This is a genomic window from Paraconexibacter sp. AEG42_29, from assembly GCF_040581415.1.
Taxonomy (GTDB): domain Bacteria; phylum Actinomycetota; class Thermoleophilia; order Solirubrobacterales; family Solirubrobacteraceae; genus Paraconexibacter.
In genome coordinates this window covers 5353940-5371718 of record NZ_CP114014.1, presented here as the reverse complement: position 1 = coordinate 5371718, position 17779 = coordinate 5353940, and the positions used below count along the sequence as shown (strand labels likewise).

The following is a 17779-nucleotide window of genomic DNA, read 5'->3' as shown; positions in this document are numbered from 1 at the left end:
GCGTCGTCCTCAGGGAGCGACGTCGAGCCCGCGGGCGGCCGCCAGGGCGCGCATCCGCGGGAGGGCGCTCCGGCGCCACACGAGCTGCCAGTCGGCGGCTGCGGTGAGGTAGCCGTAGCCGTCGAGCGCGCGGAACTCGCCGTCGGTCAGCAGGACCAGCAACCCGGAGCGCTGCACGTTCTGGTCGGCCTCGCCGAGGGCGACCGGCGGCAGCGACCACTCGACCCGGCCGAGGCGCCAGCCGACGCGCTCGGCCTGGGGGAGCTCGCGCTGCACCGCGATCCAGGCCTGCTCGTGGCTCTCCTGCTGCACCAGCCGGCGGGTGAAGCTGCGGGTCGCCTCGGCCCCGGGATGGCCGAGGCTGAACACCATCTTCGCGTGGTCGTTGGACCGGGCGGCCGCAAGCCGGCGCTGTTGGGCGAGGGTCGGCTTGCCCGACAGGTGCTCGACGAACAGCTCGCTCTCCGGCCGGCCCGCGGCCTCCATCGCCGCGAGCCAGGCGAGCAGGTAGGCCTCCTCCTGCTCGAGCAGCTCCATCGGGCCATGATCGCGGTCCGGACGACCACGTACAAGGCGCAACCGGCGATCGTTCTACGCGTAGACGCCGTCGAGCCACTCCTGGAGGACCGCCTCGGCGGCAACGGGGTCGACGTCGTCGCGGAACACGTGGGCGCTCATGCCCACGACCCCGCCGAAGTGGTTGCGGCCGAAGAAGCGCCACAGGCCGTCGTCGTCCCGCAGGCCGATGAACTGCGGGGTGACGTAGTCGATGACCCCGTCGAGCGGGCCGGCCGCCCCCAGCGAGGTCTGGACGCGGTCGCCCGCCTGCGCGTCCGGGGCGATTCCCAGTGCCGCGCGGAGGCGGTCCATCGCGTCCGGCGCCCCGGCGGCGGCCGGGGCGGCCTCGATCCCGGACGTGGGCTGCCCGACGTATGTCACCCGCTGCCCGCGGAAGTGCTCGAGGTACTGGCCGAGCGTGTGGAAGTAGAAGTCCGTGTGCGGGCCGACCGCGTCGTACTGGTCCTCCCACTCGTCGGAGAGGATCCCGCTGTGGACGTAGCGCACGTGGGCCGTGCCGCCGTCGCGGGCCTCGATGGCGTACTCCAGCGCGTTGAAGGTGCCGTCCGGGGCGTCCATGCGGATCACGAGGCGGGACGGCGGGTCCCAGGTCGTGATCGGGCTGCCCTCCGGTGGGCTCGCGGCGGCGGGATCGAGCTCCATGCCCGGGAACTGCCACGCGGCGTTCTCGGCGGTGATCGCGGTCCAGACGTCGTCGGGGGCGGCGGGCAGGTCGATCTCGCGGACGACCTCGAACGGACGGCTCATGGCTGGGGCTCCTCTGGGGTGGGGTTGGTGATCGTGGGATGCAGGGCGACGATGAAGCGGTGCTCGCGCCCACCCGGGGCGGCCTCGTCGTGGTACCTCGCGACGAGGCCGTTCACGGCGCTCGCCAGCTCGGCGGCGAAGGCGGCGCGGTCCTTGGCGGACGCGAAGCGGACCCGGCTGTCGATGCCGAGCGTCGCGAGCGGCTGCCCGGCGGCGCTCGCGCCGGTGATGAGCGCGCCGACCTCGCTGACGAGGCGTCCGGCGACGGCGAGCAGCCAGCGGGCCGAGCGCTGGTCCGGGGCGCGGGAGGGATCGGGGGCGACCGCGGACAGCGCTGCCGGAGAGATCACGTAGGACGCGGCGGTCGCCTGCAGGACCCGCTCGGTCATGTTGCCCTTGCGGCGCTCCTCGACGAGCTCGATCAGGCCGTGCGACTCGAGCGCCCGTAGGTGGTAGTTCGCCTTCTGGCGGGTGAGCCCGACCCGCGCCGCGAGGGTGCTGGCCGACCCGGGCACCGCCAGCTCGGCGAGCAGGCGGGCGCGGATCGGGTCCAGCGAGGCCCCGGCGGCGGCGGGGTCATCGATGACGGTGACGTCGTGCACGGACGTCACCCTCTCACCGACAATTTATTTTGTCAAGACAGATCTTCCTGTCTTACGGTGGCCGCGCGCGGACCTACTTCGCGTAGAGCCCTTCGATCACCTCGGCGTACTTGGCCGCGATCGGCTTACGCTTCAGCTTCATGGTCGGCGTGAGCTCCGTGCCGCCCGGGAGCCACTCGTCGCCCAGGACCGCGAACTTCTTGATCTGCTCGACGCGGGACAGGTGGCCGTTGGCCTCCTCCACCGCCGCACCCAGGAGCTCGCGCACGTCGTCCCGCTCGGCGATCTCGGCGGGCGAGGCGCCCTCGGCCCCGACCGACTTCGCGAAGCCCGGCACGGCGTCGGGGTCCAGCACCAGCAGGGCGACGTTGTACGGGCGGCCGTCGCCGACGCACAGCGCCTGCCCGATGAGCGCGTGGGAGCTCTTCAGGTGCGACTCGATGTTGGCCGGCGACATGTTCTTGCCGGCCGCGTTGATGATCAGCTCCTTCTTGCGGTCGACGATCTTCACGTAGCCGTCGTCGGAGATCTCGGCGATGTCGCCGGTCTTCAGCCAGCCGTCGTCGGTCATCGTCTCGGCGGTCTTCTCGGGCTGGCCGCGGTAGCCGCGCATGACCAGGTCGCCGTGGACCTCGAGCTCGCCGTCCTCGGCCAGCCGGACCTGCACGCCGCCCACCGGCTTGCCGACCGTGCCGATGCGGTTGCCACCGATCGGGTTGATGACCACGCAGCAGGACGTCTCGGACATGCCCCAGAGCTCGAGAACCGGCAGGCCGATGGCCCCGAAGAACTCGAGCAGGCCGGGCGGGGAGGGGGCGGCGCCGACGACGATCCAGCGCGTCTGGTCGAGGCCGAGCTTCTCGCGGAACTTGCTCAGGACGGCGGCATCGAGCTGCGCGTGGGCGGCGGTGAGGTCGTCGGGGATGGGCTCGCCCGCCTCCTTCAGCGCCGAGTAGGCGTGACCGACCTCGAGCGCCTTGGCGATGCCGGCCCGCTTGGCGTCGTCCGTCTCGGCCGCGATGCCCGCGTCGAGCGCGGCCTTGAACTTCTCCCAGATCCGCGGCACGGCGCCCCAGACGGTCGGGCGGGCCTCGTGCAGGCCGGCCAGCAGCTGCGTCGGGTCGGCGACCGACGTGACGGTCATCCCGTAGACCATCGCCTGGTAGTAGGTGGCCCAGCGGTCGGCGATGTGGGCGTGCGGCAGGAACGACAGGGTCCGGTCGCCCGGCTCCAGCGGTAGCACCGCGCCCGTGCCGCGCAGCTCCGCGAGCAGGTTCGAGTGGGTGAGCTCGACGCCCTTCGGCGGCCCGGTGGTGCCGGACGTGTAGATGAGCGTGAGGACGTCCTCCCCGGTGACGGCGCCCCAGGTGGCGGCGAAGTCGAAGCCGTCCGCCGGTGCGGCCTCCGCGTCGGCGAGGGCACGGGTGCCGTCGGGGGCTCCGTCGATGCAGAGGACGTGCTCGATCGCCGTGTCGTTGGCGGCCGCTGCGAGCACGCGCTCGGCGAACTGCGCCTCGCAGACCACCACCTTGTTGCCCGCGTTGCGGAAGAGGAACGCGATCTCGTCGGCCGGGAGGGTGTTGTAAACCGAGAACGGCGTCGCCCCGAGGTGGAACGCCGCGGTGTCGACCAGCGCGAACTCCGGGCGGTTGGTCATCATCAGCGCGACCGTGTCGCCGCGCGCGACGCCGAGCCCCGCGAGCCCCCCGGCGATCGACTCCACGCGCTCGCCGTACTCGCGCCAGGTGATCTCGGTCCCGCCGCCGACGGTCCGTGCGGCCACCGTGTCCGGGACCCGCGCGATCGTGGCCTGGAAGAGGTCGCAGAGCGTGGTCGCTCCGGTGAGCGGGTCGCCCTCGCTCGTTACGGCGGGCGCGTCTTGTGACAACGACATTCAGGCTCCTCGGGAGATGACGGACGACGGATCTCGCATGGTCGCCGGGTGGCGATCATGTCGTGGCTAAGGATGCTCTCATGTACGCGCAGCCGGCGCGGCCGATTGCCCGACGGGAGCAGGGACCGTCGCGGTCGCGGCGGTCCCGCGATCGCCGACCCGATCGGCGATCTCCAGCCGGCCGCCGGCCCGGGCCAGGCGGTCGCGGGCGGCCGACAGCCCGACGTGGCCTTCGGCGACGGCGGCCTCCAGGCGGCCGCGGTCGATGCCGCGGCCGTCGTCCGTCACCCGCAGCACGAGCTCGGCGCCCGGCCCCGCCGTCACGCTGACACGGGCGGCGTCGGCGTCGGCGTGCCGGACGACGTTGGTCAGCAGCTCGCGGGCCACGCCGTAGATGAGCGCCTCGTGGGGCCCCGAAGGGAGCGCGGCGTCGACGTCCACCTCGACGGTCAGGACGCCATCGCGCGCGGCGTCCGCCGCGAGCTCGGCCAGGGCAGGCTCCAGGCCCCCGGCCGGCAGCTCGTCCCCGCCCGTCGCGAGCGAGGAGCCCGCGACGACCGTCTCCGCCCGCTGCAGGATCCGCGTCGCGCGGGTCAGGGCGCACATGGCGTCCGCACCGCCACTGGCCGCGTCGTCGAGCTCCTGGCCGGCGGCGAGCAGCAGCTGCAGCGCGTCGTCGTGCAGGCGCCGGGCCACGGCGCGGCGCGCCTCCTCCTCCGCGGTCATCAGCCGCTGCAGGTCGGCCCGTCGGCCCGCCAGCAGGTCCGCGACGATCGCCGAGGACCGTCCGGACGCCTCGGCCAGGAGCAGCGCCACCGCGGTCGCCCACAGGTACGCGACGACGAAGGGGGTGTCCGCACCCGCAGCGAGCGCTGCGCCCGTCCCGAGCCCCGCCGACAGCACGGCGACACCCCCGGGCCGCAGCGCGAAGGCGAAGATCGGCACGAGCCCGACGACGAGCAGCAGCAGGTCGTCCTGGGCCGGGCCCGCGAAGGCGACCAGCAGGACGATCATCACGGAGTTGTAGAGCGCGAGCGCACCGAGGATCCCGGTGGTGATGGGGGTCCGCGCCAGCATCTGGATGAGCGGCAGCGACACGACGACCGACACCGCGACGAGCGCCCAGAACACCGGGTCGCGGGTGCCGGCGTTCACGGCGATTGCGACGATTGCGAGCAGTCCGCTGCTCGCCGGCCCGCCGAGCGCGAGCAACGGGTTCTCGATCGCCACGGGTGCGCGGTCCGCCGATCCGCCGGTGGCGGGCAGGGTCGCGCGGGCGCCGGTCGGGGTGACCGCCAGTGCGGCGTCGGGCACCCAGTCCAGCCGCTCGCGCAGCAGCGCGAGCGTCAGGTGGTCCGGGTCGAGCGGTTCCGCGCCGCGGTCCCCACGGGGGTCGGCGGTCCCGGCGGCGGCCGCGACCCCGACGGTCATGGCGACCTCGACCACGCTGCCGTCGCGCGCGTGGACCTCGATCGCCACCGTGTCGGCCGGGTGCTCGGTCGGTATCCCGTCGAGCAGGTCCCGGACGACGACGAGGACAAGGTCGTCGCGGCGGCCCTGGGCGCCCGGGTCGACCGATGTCGTGATCGCGCGGCCGGTCACCGCCGCGCGTCGGGCAGCGAGCTGCTCGACGGCGGTGCGCAGGGCGGTCGGGCGCGCCGACATCGCGTGCAGCTCGCTCACGAGGCCGCGGATGGTCCGGGACGCGATCCGGCAGCGCTCGGCGAGCGCGACGGGATCGACGCCCGCCTCCGCGTCGGTCCGCAGCCGCCGGACGTCGACGAGGGCGCCCTCGTGCAGCTCGTCCGCCGCGCGCAGGCGCTCGCGGGCGCCCGCGCCCGCGTGCGCGCGCAGCAGCCGGGTGCGCCGTGCCGCCTCCTCCTCGATCCGGCGTAGCGCGGTCCGGCGATCGTGCGCGAGGGCGACCCCGGCGATGCCCGACCAGGTCAGGACCACCACGATCGGCGCGGTCGCCGCCACGTCGCCGCTGCCCACGACGAGCAGGGTCGCCACGCCGGCCCCGGTCGCGGTCAGCACGACGGCGCCGCCGAACGTGAACGCGATCGCGAGCGGCAGGACGCCGAGCAGCACGCACATGCGGCTGTGCACGTCGCCGGTGGCGACGACGCCGGTCAGCGCGACGGCGGTGTCGACGACCAGGATCAGGAGGCCCGCCCGGACGCTGAGCCCGCGCCGCGCGACGAGCGCGTTGGTCCCGAGCACCCAGACGACCGCGAAGATGCTGTTGGCGAGCGTCACCGCGAACGCGACGTCGGCCGAGCTCAGCCCGAGGTAGATCCCGGTCGGAAGCGTCGCGACCCGGGCGAGCAGCAGCGCGCGCAGGCCGACGCGATCGGCCGCATCGACGATGTCCTGCGGTGCGTCCAGCCGGGCCGCCGGCCGGAACGTGTGCCTCGCGATCCGTGCTGGCAGCTCCATTACCAGGGGTGAACGGTACGGGGTGCCCCCGCGATCCGCTACTTCGTGGCGCGGAAGGACCCGGACGCTGAATGTACGCAGGCGTAACCCCGCGGACGGAGCTATGTACAGTCCTGCATATGACGCCGCAGCGCATCCGCACCGCCGTGATCGGGGCAGGGTTCTCGGGCCTGGGGGCCGCGATCGCCCTGCGCCGCGCGGGCCACCACGACTTCGTCGTCCTGGAGCGCTCGCCCGACGTCGGCGGCACCTGGTGGGACAACACCTACCCGGGCTGTCGCTGCGACGTCCCGTCCAACCTCTACTCGTTCTCGTTCCTGCCGAACCCTGACTGGCCGGAGACGTTCTCGCCCCGCGGGGAGATCCAGCGCTACCTCCGCCGATGCGCCGAAGACGAGGGCGTCCTGCCGCACATCCGCTTCGGGGTCTCGCTCGACCGGGCGGCGTGGGACGAGGACGCCGTCGCGTGGCGCCTGCAGACGAGCGACGGCGAACTGCTCGCGGAGCGCCTCATCACGGGGACGGGCGGACTCGTCGAGCCGAAGCTGCCGGAGATCGACGGCCTCGACAGCTTCGCGGGCCGGGTCGTCCACACCGCGCGCTGGGACCACTCCCTCGACCTGGCCGGCAAGCGCGTCGGCGTCATCGGCACCGGCTCGTCCAGCATCCAGGTCATCCCGGAGCTCGCGAAGGTCGCCGGCCACCTCGACGTGTTCCAACGCACGCCCGCCTGGGTCCTGCCGCACATGAACCGCCGCACGTCGCGGCTGGAGCGGGCGCTCTTCAGGCGCTTCCCGGTCACGCAGCGCGCCGACCGGGCGTTCACGACCGTCTACATGGAGGTCGGCAACCTGATCATGACCCGCCGGCCCGGGCTGTTCCGGACGCTCGAGGCGATCAGCCGCTGGCACCTCAAGCGCCAGCTGCCGGACCATCCGCAGCTGCACGCCAAGCTGACGCCGGACTACCGCCTGGGCTGCAAGCGCATCACGCTCTCGAACCACTACCTCCGGACCTTCGGAAGGCCCCACGTGGAGCTCGTCACCGAGGGCATGGTGGCGGTCGATGCGGGCGGCATCACGACGCGCGACGGGGTCCGGCACGAGCTCGACGTCCTCGTGCTCGGCACCGGCTTCCAGGTCACGGAGATGCCCGCGGCGGCCCGGGTCGTCGGGCGGGACGGGCGTACGCTGCAGGACGTCTGGTCGGGGTCGCCCGAGGCCTACCTCGGGACGACGGTCGCCGGTTTCCCGAACCTCTTCACCCTGCTCGGGCCGAACACTGGCCTGGGGGCCGGGTCGATCGTCACGATGATCGAGGCGCAGCTGGACTACGCGGTCGCCTGCCTGGACGCCATGGACACGCACCGGCTGGCCACGATCGAGCCGCGCGAGGACGTCCAGCACGCCTTCAACGTCGACGTGCAGCAGCGCAGCCAGGGAACGGTCTGGCTCAGCGGCGGCTGCTCGTCCTGGTACCTGGCGGACGACGGGCGCAACGTCACGCTGTGGCCCGACCTCATGGCCGCGTTCGAGAAGCGCACGCGGGCGTTCGACCTCACCGAGCACGTGACGACGCCGGCCGACGACGTCGCCGCGCGGCCGGAGCCGGTCGCGGTCTGACCCGGGTCGGGGCCGTCCCAGCGGTCCGCGCGGACGGCCCCCGCGACGCCCGACCGCGCCTGGCCTTCGGCCGGCGGGATACACGACGGCCCGGCGCGGGTAGTCATCCCGGATGAACACCGCCAGCACGCTGTCGTCGATCGGCCTCCCCACCCAGGTGCGGGCCTGCCTGTTCGACCTCGACGGGGTGCTGACCAAGACCGCCGTCGTCCACGCGCAGGCGTGGACGGAGATGTTCGACGCGTTCCTGGAGGGCCGCACGGACGGGGACACGCGGCCGTTCACGCAGGCCGACTACAACGAGCACGTCGACGGCAAGCCGCGCGCGGACGGCGTGCGCGACTTCCTGGCCTCGCGCGGGATCGAGCTGCCGGAGGGCGAGGCGGACGACCCGGCCGACGCCGAGACGGTCATCGGCCTCGGGACCCGCAAGAACGACCTCGTGCAGCGGGTCATCGCGCGCGACGGCGTCGAGGCCTACCCGGGGTCCATCGGCTACCTGCAGACCGTGCGCGCGGCCGGCATCCCGACCGCGGTCGTGTCGGCGAGCGCCAACTGCCTGCAGGTCATCCGCGCCGCCGGCATCGAGGGCTACCTCGAGCACCGGGTCGACGGCGAGACGGCCGCCCGCGACGGGCTCAAGGGCAAGCCCGCGCCGGACACCTTCCTGGCCGCGGCGAAGGAGATGGGGGTGCTGCCGTCCGCCGCGGCCGTCTTCGAGGACGCGGTGTCGGGCGTGCAGGCCGGGGCGCGCGGCGGCTTCTGCTGGGTCGTGGGGGTGGACCGCGTCGATCACCGCGCGGCGCTCGTGCACGGTGGCGCCGATCAGGTCGTCGAGGACCTGATCGACCTGCTGCCCGGATCCTGATCCCGTGGCCGCCGCCGACGATCACCGCCGTGTCATCGACCCCTGGGCGCTGACCGAGGAGGGCATCGACCTCGACAACCTCGGCCGCGCCGAGTCGCTGTTCGCGCTCTCCAACGGGCACATCGGACTGCGCGGCAACCTCGACGAGGGCGAGCCGCGCGAGCTCAGCGGCACCTACCTCAACGGCTTCTACGAGTCCTACCCGCTGGAGTACGGCGAGCGCGGCTACGGCTTCGCGGAGGACGGCCAGGTCGTCGTCAACGTCACCGACGGCAAGCTGATCCGGCTGCAGGTCGAGGACGAGCCGCTCGACGTGCACCGCGGCGCCCTGGAAGAGCACACGCGGCGACTGGACTTCCGCACCGGGACGCTCGAGCGGACGCTGATCTGGCGCTCGTCCGGGGGACACCGGGTGCGCGTCACCACGCGGCGGCTCGTGTCGCTGAGCCTGCGCTCGATCGTCGCCATCAGCTACGAGGTGGAGGCGCTGGACGGCCCGGTGCGCGTGGCGCTGCAGTCGAACCTGCAGGCGAACGAGCGGCAGGTGCAGGGGTCGGGCGATCCGCGCAAGGCCAAGCAGCTTCAGGACACGCTGGAGCCGTGCCTGCACGTGGACCACGACCTGCGGGTGGTGCTCGCCCACCGCACCCGGGAGTCGCGCCTGGTGTGCGCCGCGGGCATGGACCACCTCATCGAGCACGACGGGCATCCGACGCAGCTCACCCGGTCCGAGCCGGACTTCGGGCGGGTGACGCTCTCGGCCGAGCTCGAGCCCGGCAGCCCGCTGAAGCTGACGAAGCTGCTCGCGTACCACTGGTCCGGGCAGCAGTCCGTCGAGTGGCTGCGCGATCAGGTCGACGCGAGCCTGGAGAGCGCGCGCGACGAGGGCTTCGACGGCCTGCTCGACGCGCAGCGCGAAATCATGGACGAGTTCTGGTCGCGCGGGGACATCGTCATCGACGGCGACGACGAGCTCCAGCAGGCGCTCCGCTTCGCCATGTTCCAGCTCTGCCAGCAGTCCTTCCATGCGTCCGGCCGGGCCCTCGCCGCCAAGGGCCTGACCGGCACCGGCTACGACGGCCACGCCTTCTGGGACACCGAGGGCTACGTGCTCCCCGTCCTCACCTACGTCATGCCGAAGGTCGTGCGGGCGGCGCTCGAGTGGCGGCACTCGACGCTCGACCTGGCGCGCGAGCGGGCCGCGCAGCTGGGGCTCGGCGGGGCGACGCTGCCGTGGCGCACGATCCACGGCGAGGAGTGCTCGGGTTACTGGCCGGCGAGCACCGCGGCCTTCCACGTGAACGCTGCGGTCGCCGGCGCGGTGGTGCGCTACGTGACCGCGACGGGGGACACGGAGTTCGGCGCCGGCGCGGGCCTCGAGCTGCTCGTCGAGTCCGCGCGGCTGTGGGTCAGCCTCGGCTTCCACGACGACGCGGGCGCCTTCCACCTGCCGGGCGTCACCGGTCCCGACGAGTACACGGCGCTCGTCGACGACAACGTCTACACGAACCTCACCGCGCAGCAGAACCTGTGGTCGGCGGCCGCGGCGGCCGACCGCTACGGCGATGCCGCGGCGGTGCTGGGGGTCGACGACGACGAGCGGGCGGCCTGGGTCCGTGCGGCCGACGCAATGCACGTCCCGTACGACGAGGAGCGCGGCCTGCACCCGCAGGACTCGGCGTTCCTCGAGCACGAGACCTGGGACTTCGAGGCGACCCCCGCCGAGCACTACCCGCTGCTGCTGCACTACCCGTACGTGCGGCTCTACGCGCGGCAGGTCATCAAGCAGGCCGACCTGGTGCTCGCGATGCACGTCCGCGGCGACGCCTTCACGCCCGAGCAGAAGCGCGCGAACTTCGACTACTACGAGTCGATCACGGTCCGCGACTCGTCGCTGTCGGCCTGCACCCAGGCCGTGATGGCCGCCGAGGTCGGCCACCTGGACCTGGCGATGGACCACCTGCGCGAGGCCGCCTTCATGGACGTGCGCGACCTCGCGCGCAACACGGGCGACGGCGTGCACCTGGCGTCACTGGCGGGTGCGGTCATCGCCGTCGTGGCGGGCCTGGGCGGCTTCCGCGACCACGCCGGGACGATCACGTTCCGTCCGCGGCTGCCCGCAGGGATCGACCGGCTGTGCTTCCCGGTCACGGTCGGCGGGACGTTGCTGCGCGTCGAGCTCGCAGACGGCCGCGCGCGTTACACGGTCGAGGGCGACGGCTCCTTCGAGCTCACGCACGAGCAGGAGCGGTGCGTCGTGACCGCGGACGAGCCGGCCGAGCACCCGCTGGCGCCGTGGCCGCACGACCGCGTCCCGCCGTCGCAGCCCGCAGGCCGCGAGCCGGGGGTGGTGCGGCCCGACGGGAGCGACGCGCGCCACCGGGCGACGCGGTCCCAGCCCGGCTCCTGACCGGCCCCCGGCTGACAGGTTCTGCACCTCTATGTGGGCAGAAGCTGTCAGCCGCGCGCGGTGCGTCAGAACTTCTCGCGGCGGACGGTCGTCTTCTTGCCCTTGATCGTGCCCGCTTTGAGCGCCGCGATGACCTGATCGGCGTCAGGCGTGGGGACCTCGACCAGCGAGAACTTGTCCGAGATCTGGATCGCGCCGATGTCCCGGCCGGTGATGTGCGACTCGCCGGTGATGGCGCCGACGAGGTCCGCCGGGCGGATGTGGCCCATACGGCCCGCCCCGATGAAGATGCGCGTCATCGGTCGGCCGTCGGTGGCATGCTTCTTGCCGCCGGGCCTGCCAGGACCGCCGGGACCCGGCGAACCGGTCCCGCCCGCCCCGCCCTTCTTGTCCCACTTGCCCTTCGGGCCGCCCCTGCCGGGAGGGCCGGCGCCGGGGCCGCTGTGCTCGGGACGGATCGTCGGCTGCGGGATCTCGTCCTCGTCCTCCGGCTCGCCCCCGCCGAGGCCGTCGTGGGCGAGCTTCACGGCCGCGAGCGCGACCTGCATCAGGTCGAACTCGTCGGTCAGGGTCTCGACGACGACCCGGGCGCCGTCGAGGTCGTCCTCGACCAGCAGCTCGTGCAGCGCCGCGCGGGTCGCCTCCAGGCGGCGGGCGTGCAGGTCGGCGATCGTCGGGATCTTCTCGACGCTGATCTTCTGCTTGGTGACGCGCTCGATCGTCTTCAGCATGCGGTGCTCACGCGGCTCGGCCAGGGTGATCGCGACGCCCTCGCGGCCCGCGCGGCCGACGCGGCCGATGCGGTGCACGTACGCCTCTGCGGCTGCCGGCACGTCGTAGTTGACGACGTGCGTGAGCGTGTCGATGTCCAGCCCGCGGGCGGCGACGTCGGTGGCGACGAGCAGCTCGGCCGTCCCCGAGCGCAGGCGGCCCATCACCTTGTCGCGCTGCTCCTGGGTCATCCCGCCGTGCAGGGCCTCGGCGCGGTGGCCGCGGCCGTTCAGCGTGTCGGTCAGCTGGTCGACTTGGTCGCGCGTGCGGCAGAAGACGATCGCCGCGGTCGGCGCCTCCACGTCGAGGATCCGGCCGAGTGCGGCCGGCTTGTGGAACCGCGAGACGATGAACGCGTTCTGGCGGACCTGCGGCTCCTCGCCGGAGGCCGTCCGCTCGCGCTCGATCTGGATGGTGATCGGGTCCTTCAGGTGCTTGCGCGCGAGCTTGCCGATCCGGCCCGGCATCGTCGCGGAGAAGAGGACCGTCTGGCGGCCGTCGGGGGTGGCGTCGAGGATCGACTCGAGGTCCTCCGCGAAGCCCATGTCGAGCATCTCGTCCGCCTCGTCGAGGACGACCATGTCGAGGTTCTCGAGGCGCAGCGACCCGCGGTTGATGTGGTCCAGCGCGCGGCCGGGGGTGGCGACGATGACGTCGACACCGGCATTCAGCACCTTCAGCTGGCGCTGCATCGGCTGGCCGCCGTAGATCGGCAGGACGCGCGCGCCCAGCGGCATGCCGTACTTGTGGATGGCCTCCGAGACCTGGATCGCCAGCTCGCGGGTGGGGACGAGGACGAGCGCCGCCGGGTGCTTGCCGCGCGCGTCGCGCGCGACGGCGCCCATGCGGTGCAGGATCGGCAGGGCGAACGCGGCCGTCTTGCCGGTGCCCGTCGCGGCCTGGCCGAGGAGGTCGCGACCGGCGATGACCGGGGGGATCGCCTCGCGCTGGATCGGCGTGGGCTCCTCGTAGCCGAGGGCCGTGAGGGCCTGCATGAGCTCGGGACGCAGTTCGAGGTCCGCGAACGTGGTGCCCTCCGGATCCGGGACCGCGTCCGGGTCTGGGTCCGGCGTAGGCTCCGGGGCGGCGGCGGGCGCGGCGTCCGGAGTCGGCGCTGCGGCGGCGGGCTCGGCGTCCGGGATCGGCGCTGCGGCGGCGGGCTCGGGAGTGCTGTCGGTCGCCGCCGGAGTGGGGGTCTCGAGCGGCTCCTCGTGGGCTGCGGCGGCGGGGGGCGGGACGGGTGAGTCGGTCATCGACCCTCTATGGTCGCAGGCGGACAGCACCGGCCGCTGCCCGAATCGGCACCGCGGGTCGCGCACGGCGTTAGGCTGTCGCCCGTCATGGCACGTTCGGCGGTGCGCGAGCGATCGCGGAGGGGGTTCTGGATCGCGCTTGCCGCCACGCTGACTGCTGCCGTCCTCGGCCCGGCGACCGCCGCGCCCGCGGCCCCGGTGATCCCCCTCGGCACGGCGGTGTGGTGGGCCTGCATGAGCCCGGACTACAGCGGGCCGGTGCAGCTGCGCTGCCCGAAGACCTACGACGGGCGCTACCCCAAGGCGCTTGCCGAGGTCGATCAGCCGTACGGGATGATCGTCCCCGAGAACGAGATGAAGCTGCCGTTCCTGCAGCCGAAGCTCGGGGAGTTCGACTTCAGGCTCGCCGACCAGATGGCGGCCTACGCGCAGGCGCGCGGGATGAAGGTCCGCGGGCACACGCTCGTGTTCGGCTCCGACCTGCCGCGCTGGATGACGAACCGCGGGGACTGGACGCGAGCGCTCCTGAGCAACGCGCTCCGCAAGCACATCGCCACCGTCATGCACCACTTCCGCGACAAGTTCCCCGGCGTCATCCGCGAGTGGGACGTCGTGAACGAGGCCTACGACGACAACGGGCAGCTCACCAGCAACCTGCTGAGCCGGGTGATCGGGAGCGACTACGTCGAGCTGGCCTTCCGCTACGCCCGCGAGGCCGACCCGGACGCGCTCCTCTACTACAACGACTACAACTCCGACCAGCCCAACAAGCGGTCGGCGGCCGTGTACGCGCTCGCGAAGGACTTCGTCGCGCGCGGCGTCCCGCTGAACGGCATCGGGATGCAGATGCACCTGGGCATGGCGGGCCCGGTCCCCTCCGCTGCCGAGCGGCTGACGATCATGAACCGCTACGCCGACCTCGGCCTGCGCGTCGCCATCACCGAGCTCGACATCGGGATCGTCCCGCCCTTCGGCGCCGCGAACGTCGCGCAGCAGCAGGCCGGGTACGAGCAGATCGCGCGCGACTGCGCGAACCTGCCGGCGTGCAGTGGCATGACCGTGTGGGGCGTCGGCGACGCGCTGTCGTGGCGCGGCCTGGTCGCTGCGCCGCTGCTGCTGGACTCCGAGTACCGGCCGAAGTCGGCCCTGCCCACGATCCAGGCGCTGTTCGCGAGCGCGCCGCCTCGCGCGCCCACGGTGCGCGCCGCGAGCGGCGAGAGCCTGCTGGCCACCGTCCCGGTGCTGGAGGCCCCGCGCCGCATCACCGCGGCGACGCTCGCCCGCCGCGGCGTGCTGATCAAGTCCCGCTGCCCCGGGACGCCGCCCTGCACGGTCAGCCTGACGCTGTCCCTGGGCGGGGTGCGGCTCGGCGCGCGCACCGTCCCGGTCACCAGCACCGCCGGCCACAGCACGCGGGTGAAGCTGACCGCGGCCGCGAAGCGCCGCGTCACCGCGCTGCGGCGCAAGGGGACGGTGCGCCTCAAGGCCCGGATCGGATCGGGACCGTTCGTCACGCGGAGCTTCGCGCTCGACGTTCCTGTCGCCCGCGTCCCCTGACGTCACGCCCGCCGCTGTGCGGGACCCCACCGGCGCGGTGTTTGGGTACCCTTACCCGCATCATGCGCCTGCCCGCTGTCCTCATGTCGTCCCTGCTCGCCGTCGGCCTGGTCGCCGCGTCCACCGCAACCGCGGAGGCAGCGCCCAAGCGCGTCGTCGCGCTCGAGTGGGAGTACCTCGAGGACGTCGCCCGCCTGGGCGTCAAGCCGGTGGGCGGCGCAGACCTGCGCGGCTACCGCACCTACGTCTCGATCTCGTTGCCGAGCGGCATCACCGACGTCGGCACGCGCCAGCAGCCCAACATCGAGCGCATCGCGAAGCTCCGCCCCGACCTCATCATCGTGCCGAAGTGGCGCGTCGGGAAGAACCTCTCGCAGCTGAAGCGGATCGCGAAGGTCCTCGTGCTGAACCCCTACCCGGGCGACCAGGGCAGCGGCACCCAGTACAAGCAGATGGTCAGCGCCTTCCGCGCGATCGGGTCGGCGCTCGGGCGCAGCTCGCGCGCGAACCGCATCATCCGGGATCTCGACGCCGCCTACCCGCGCCTGCGCAAGCGGCTCGCGAAGGCCAACCGGGACGGCGTGAAGATCGCGGTCGCGCAGCCGGCGGGCACAGCGTCCTCCCCGCAGGTGCGGCTGTTCACCCGCAACTCGGTCGCCGGCTCCGTCCTGAACCGGCTGGGGCTGCGCAACTCGTGGAGCGACGGCGATCCGAAGTACGGCTTCTCGACGGCCGGGATCGAGAGCCTCAAGCGCGTGCAGTCGGGCTACTTCGCGTTCGTCTACCCGAACCAGTTCGAGAGCCTGATCAAGAAGTTCCAGAAGCTGCGCTCGTACAAGAGCCTGACGATGGTCAAGAAGAAGCGGGTCCGGTACCTGCGCGGCAACAGCTGGACCTTCGGCGGGCCGGCCTCGACGAAGCTGCTCGCGTACCGGATCGTCGATCAGCTCGTGAAGAAGTAGCGCCGTGAAGGCAGGGCCCGCCGGGCCGGCGCGCCCGGTGCGCGTCGCGGTGGCCGCGGTCGCGGGCCTCGTCGCGCTGCTCGCGGCGTTCGCCGGGGACATCCTGCAGGGCGCCGGGGGAATACCGGCGCACACCGTGGTCGATGCCGTGCTGCACGGCGCAAGCGACGCGGACGGGCAGTTCGTCCTGGACCTGCGCCTCCCCCGCGCGGTCGCCGGGATCGTCGCGGGCGCGGCGCTCGGGTTGGCGGCGGTGCTGCTGCAGGCGATCACGCGCAACCGGCTGGCCGACCCGTCGACGCTCGGCCTGTCGGCCGGCGGCCAGCTCGCCGTCACCCTGGTGGCCGCCTACGGCGGGTTCGCGTCGGACGCGCCGACGATCCTCGTGGCGTTCGCCGGCGTCCTCTTCGCCGGGCTCGTCATCGGGGGGATCGGGCGCTCGGCGCCGGACGGGCCGCTGCGCCTGGTGCTGGCGGGGACGGCGGTCGGCCTCGCGTTCTCGGCGATCGTCGCGGCGATCCAGCTGGTCCGCGAGAACGAGACGTCCGCCCTGTTCCTCTGGGGCGGCGGGACGCTGATCCAGGCGGGTTGGGAGCAAGTGCGGATCGGGGCGATCGTCGGTGGGCTGGCCGCGGTGGCAGCGCTGGCGCTGGGCCGGCGCCTCGACGTCGCGGCGCTCGGGGAGCAGGCGGCGCGCTCGCTCGGGCTGCGCGCGGCACGCACGCGGCTGCTGACGCTGGCGGTCGCGGCGGTGCTCGTCGCGGTCGCGGTCGGGGTCGCGGGGCCGCTGGCGTTCGTCGGCCTCGGTGCCGCGCACATCGCGCGGGTGGTCGCCCGGCCACGATCGACCGCGGCGCTGCTGGCGCTGTCCGCGCTCGTGGGTGCGGTGATCGTGCTCGCCGCCGACGTCCTCGGCCGGCTGCTGCTGGGCGCGGCGAACGAGACGCCCGTCGGCGTCGTCTGCGCGCTGATCGGGGCGCCCGCGCTGGTGCTCGTCGCGCGGTCGGGGCTCGTCGGGTCCGGCGCGGACGGTGGCGGCCTGGGGATCCGCGCCCGCCGGCGGCCGTGGCTGCTGTGGCTGCCGCCGGTCCTGGCGGTGGCGGCGGCGCTCGCCGGGCTGTGCTTCGGCGAGCTGGGTGTGTCGGTGCCGGCTGCGCTGGGGGCGGTCTTCGGCTTCGGCGACGACCCGCTGGCAGACCTCGCGGTCGACCTGCGCGGGCCGCGGCTGGCGGTCGCGCTGGTGGCGGGGGCGTGCCTGGCGGCGTCCGGGACGGCACTGCAGGCGACGGTCCGCAACCCGCTCGCGAGCCCCGAGCTGCTCGGGGTGACGGGCGGCGCGTCCGTGGCGGCGTTCGCGGTCATCCTGGTCTGGTCGGATGCGCCGGGCGGCGCGCTGCCGGCGGCGGCGTTCGCGGGCGGCATGGCGGCGCTGTTCCTGGTGCTGCTGGCGTCGGGCCGCGGGTCGTCCCCCGGGCGCCTGATCCTGGTCGGCGTCGCGGTGACGGCGTTCTGCGCGGGGGTGACGACGCTCATGGTGCTGCACGCGTCCCCGGCCGCCGCGTCGGCGCTGGTCTTCCTCGCGGGCTCGACCTACGGATCGGACGGCGGTGACCTGGCGGTCGTCGGCATCCCCGCCCTGGTCCTGATCCCGCTCGTCCTTGCGCTCACGCCGTGGATGGACGTCATGGCGCTGGGCGACGACGCCGCGTCCGCGCTGGGGCTGCCGCGGGCGCGGGCGCGGGTCGTCCTGCTGCTGGCCGGCGGGGCGCTCGCGTGCGTCGCGGTCGCGGCCGCGGGGACGATCGCCTTCGTCGGCCTGGTCGCGCCGCACGCGGCGCGGCTCGTGGCGGGCGGGTCCCACCGGCGGGTGCTGCTGAGCGCGATGGCGCTGGGGGCGGCGCTGCTGGCGGCAGCGGACGTCGTCGGCCGGCTGGCGCTCCCGCCGACCGAGGTGCCGTCGGGAATCGTGGTGGCGCTCATCGGCGCGCCGTACCTGGCGTGGCTGATGTCGCGGTCGCGGGGCGCGGCGACCTGACGCGGTGGCCGGCCCCGCCGACTCGGGTGTTCGGCGGCCT

The 17779-nt window shown here is 73.6% G+C and carries 12 protein-coding genes; 6 read left to right on the top strand and 6 right to left on the bottom strand.

What is annotated here, in order from left to right; genetic code table 11:
• Nucleotides 1-9: 9 nt before the first annotated feature.
• The 5 genes from DSM112329_RS25490 to DSM112329_RS25470 form a co-directional block, all read right to left on the bottom strand.
• Nucleotides 10-537 carry a hypothetical protein gene (locus tag DSM112329_RS25490; RefSeq protein ID WP_354699382.1) on the bottom strand — a complete coding sequence of 176 codons (528 nt, stop codon included), beginning with the start codon at nucleotides 535-537 and terminating at the stop codon, nucleotides 10-12.
• Between the two features lie 54 nt (nucleotides 538-591).
• On the bottom strand, nucleotides 592-1326 hold the full coding sequence (locus DSM112329_RS25485; RefSeq protein WP_354699381.1) for an SRPBCC domain-containing protein: 735 nt from the start codon (nucleotides 1324-1326) through the stop codon (nucleotides 592-594).
• A complete protein-coding gene (locus DSM112329_RS25480; protein WP_354699380.1) occupies nucleotides 1323-1928 on the bottom strand; it encodes a helix-turn-helix domain-containing protein in 606 nt (201 codons plus the stop codon). The genes DSM112329_RS25485 and DSM112329_RS25480 overlap by 4 nt, the downstream gene beginning before the upstream one ends.
• Nucleotides 1929-2001: 73 nt before the next feature.
• On the bottom strand, nucleotides 2002-3822 hold the full coding sequence (locus tag DSM112329_RS25475) for an AMP-binding protein (protein WP_354699379.1): 1821 nt from the start codon (nucleotides 3820-3822) through the stop codon (nucleotides 2002-2004).
• 78 nt (nucleotides 3823-3900) lie between these two features.
• Entirely contained in the window at nucleotides 3901-6261 is a 2361-nt protein-coding gene (locus DSM112329_RS25470; RefSeq protein ID WP_354699378.1) for an ATP-binding protein, read from the bottom strand.
• A gap of 119 nt (nucleotides 6262-6380) precedes the next feature.
• Between DSM112329_RS25470 and DSM112329_RS25465 the strand changes: the two genes are divergently transcribed.
• The 3 genes from DSM112329_RS25465 (at nucleotide 6381) to DSM112329_RS25455 (ending at nucleotide 11161) form a co-directional block, all read left to right on the top strand.
• Nucleotides 6381-7883 (top strand): NAD(P)/FAD-dependent oxidoreductase, encoded by a 1503-nt coding sequence (locus tag DSM112329_RS25465; protein WP_354699377.1) that lies wholly within the window; start codon nucleotides 6381-6383, stop codon nucleotides 7881-7883.
• Between the two features lie 112 nt (nucleotides 7884-7995).
• Entirely contained in the window at nucleotides 7996-8751 is a 756-nt protein-coding gene (locus tag DSM112329_RS25460; protein ID WP_354699376.1) for a beta-phosphoglucomutase family hydrolase, read from the top strand.
• Nucleotides 8752-8755: 4 nt separating this feature from the next.
• Nucleotides 8756-11161, top strand: coding sequence for a glycosyl hydrolase family 65 protein (locus tag DSM112329_RS25455; RefSeq protein WP_354699375.1), 2406 nt, complete (start codon nucleotides 8756-8758; stop codon nucleotides 11159-11161).
• A gap of 65 nt (nucleotides 11162-11226) precedes the next feature.
• Here the strand turns inward: DSM112329_RS25455 and DSM112329_RS25450 are convergent, their stop codons facing one another.
• Nucleotides 11227-13185 (bottom strand): DEAD/DEAH box helicase, encoded by a 1959-nt coding sequence (locus DSM112329_RS25450; protein ID WP_354699374.1) that lies wholly within the window; start codon nucleotides 13183-13185, stop codon nucleotides 11227-11229.
• 87 nt (nucleotides 13186-13272) lie between these two features.
• On the opposite strand from DSM112329_RS25450, the gene DSM112329_RS25445 reads away from it, so the two are divergent.
• The 3 genes from DSM112329_RS25445 (at nucleotide 13273) to DSM112329_RS25435 (ending at nucleotide 17739) form a co-directional block, all read left to right on the top strand.
• Nucleotides 13273-14742: an endo-1,4-beta-xylanase gene (locus tag DSM112329_RS25445; RefSeq protein ID WP_354699373.1), complete on the top strand. Its 1470-nt coding sequence runs from the start codon at nucleotides 13273-13275 to the stop codon at nucleotides 14740-14742.
• 62 nt (nucleotides 14743-14804) lie between these two features.
• A complete protein-coding gene (locus DSM112329_RS25440) occupies nucleotides 14805-15704 on the top strand; it encodes an iron-siderophore ABC transporter substrate-binding protein (protein WP_354699372.1) in 900 nt (299 codons plus the stop codon).
• A 4-nt stretch (nucleotides 15705-15708) separates the two neighbouring features.
• Nucleotides 15709-17739 carry an iron ABC transporter permease gene (locus DSM112329_RS25435; RefSeq protein WP_354699371.1) on the top strand — a complete coding sequence of 677 codons (2031 nt, stop codon included), beginning with the start codon at nucleotides 15709-15711 and terminating at the stop codon, nucleotides 17737-17739.
• The last annotated feature ends 40 nt before the right edge of the window (nucleotides 17740-17779 follow it).

Coding starts and splice junctions, on each gene's coding strand:
- DSM112329_RS25460 (WP_354699376.1), top strand. CDS start 7,996: ATGAACACCGCCAGCACGCTGTCGTCGATCGGCCTCCCCACCCAGGTG.
- DSM112329_RS25475 (WP_354699379.1), bottom strand. CDS start 3,822: ATGTCGTTGTCACAAGACGCGCCCGCCGTAACGAGCGAGGGCGACCCG.
- DSM112329_RS25485 (WP_354699381.1), bottom strand. CDS start 1,326: ATGAGCCGTCCGTTCGAGGTCGTCCGCGAGATCGACCTGCCCGCCGCC.
- DSM112329_RS25465 (WP_354699377.1), top strand. CDS start 6,381: ATGACGCCGCAGCGCATCCGCACCGCCGTGATCGGGGCAGGGTTCTCG.
- DSM112329_RS25450 (WP_354699374.1), bottom strand. CDS start 13,185: ATGACCGACTCACCCGTCCCGCCCCCCGCCGCCGCAGCCCACGAGGAG.
- DSM112329_RS25445 (WP_354699373.1), top strand. CDS start 13,273: ATGGCACGTTCGGCGGTGCGCGAGCGATCGCGGAGGGGGTTCTGGATC.
- DSM112329_RS25440 (WP_354699372.1), top strand. CDS start 14,805: ATGCGCCTGCCCGCTGTCCTCATGTCGTCCCTGCTCGCCGTCGGCCTG.
- DSM112329_RS25490 (WP_354699382.1), bottom strand. CDS start 537: ATGGAGCTGCTCGAGCAGGAGGAGGCCTACCTGCTCGCCTGGCTCGCG.
- DSM112329_RS25470 (WP_354699378.1), bottom strand. CDS start 6,261: ATGGAGCTGCCAGCACGGATCGCGAGGCACACGTTCCGGCCGGCGGCC.